The sequence below is a fragment of the Treponema sp. R80B11-R83G3 genome (genome assembly GCF_054786115.1).
This window is the reverse complement of the sequence record NZ_BDHF01000248.1, coordinates 1-1,134: the sequence shown is the minus strand read 5'-3', so window position 1 is coordinate 1,134 and position 1,134 is coordinate 1. Positions and strand designations below refer to the sequence as shown.

At 43.0% G+C, this 1,134-nt stretch carries 1 protein-coding gene; it reads right to left on the bottom strand.

What is annotated here, in order from left to right:
• Positions 1-89: 89 nt before the first annotated feature.
• The coding region (locus ACYVRH_RS13060) for a heavy metal translocating P-type ATPase (RefSeq protein WP_461257334.1) at positions 90-1,134 on the bottom strand (1,045 nt) is incomplete at its 5' end.

The following is a 1,134-nucleotide window of genomic DNA, read 5'->3' as shown; positions in this document are numbered from 1 at the left end:
CGATTGAAATACACAGTTCGTTTTTCCCCTTTTGCAAAAGAAGATAAGAAAAACATAAAAACCTATTTGTCAAAATATATATAATTCTCTTAGCACTTAACCCTTAATATCCTCATACAATTAAGAATTGCCAATAAACAGACTCCCACGTCGGCAAAGACTGCTTCCCACATTTCTGCAATTCCAAACGCGCCAAAAACAAGGAAAATAATTTTTACGCCTAACGAAAAAATTATATTTTGCGTAACTATTTTACACGTAAACCGCGATATGTCCACGGCTTGCGCCAATTTTGAAGGCTCGTCTGTCATCAGTACCACGTCTGCGGCTTCAATTGCCGCGTCTGACCCTAACGCGCCCATAGCGACGCCGATGTCCGCTATCGAAAGAACAGGCGCGTCGTTAATGCCGTCTCCTACAAAGGCTAGTTTGCTTTTTGCGTTTTTCTTTTCTATTAATTTTTCCAGTATTTCTACTTTTTCATGCGGCAGTAATCCGCCGTAAACTTCATCTATTCCCAATTCAGAGGCGACGCTTTGCGCGATGGACGGATTATCACCAGTAAGCATTATAGTTTTTCGTGCTCCTCTCTCTTTCAATGCTGATATTGCGTAACGGCTGTCGGGTTTAATTTCGTCCGATATAACGATAATTCCCGCGAATATCCCGTTATACGCGACATAAACTTTTGTTCCATGCTTCCATGACTCATTAAACCTTATACCCGTTTTTTTCATCAGTTTTTGGTTGCCCGCTAAAATAGTTTTTCCGTCTTTTACCACGCTTACCCCGTACCCTGAATATTCTTGATATTCCGCAAGACCGGACTTTTCCATCTTTTTTCCGTATTCCCGCATGACAGATAACGCGATTGGGTGATTGGAAAACGACTCCGCGTCAGCCGCCAACTCAAGTAATTCGCTCTCGGTAAATCCGGCTTCCGGTTGAATTGACGTAACCTTAAACACGCCTCGCGTTAATGTTCCTGTTTTGTCAAACACTGCCGCATCCAATTTGTTAAACGCTTCCAGAAAATTGCCGCCCTTTACAAGAATGCCGTTTTTTGCGGCGGCTCCAATACCTGCGAAAAATCCCATTGGGACAGACAAAACCAAGGCGCACGGGCAGGAAATT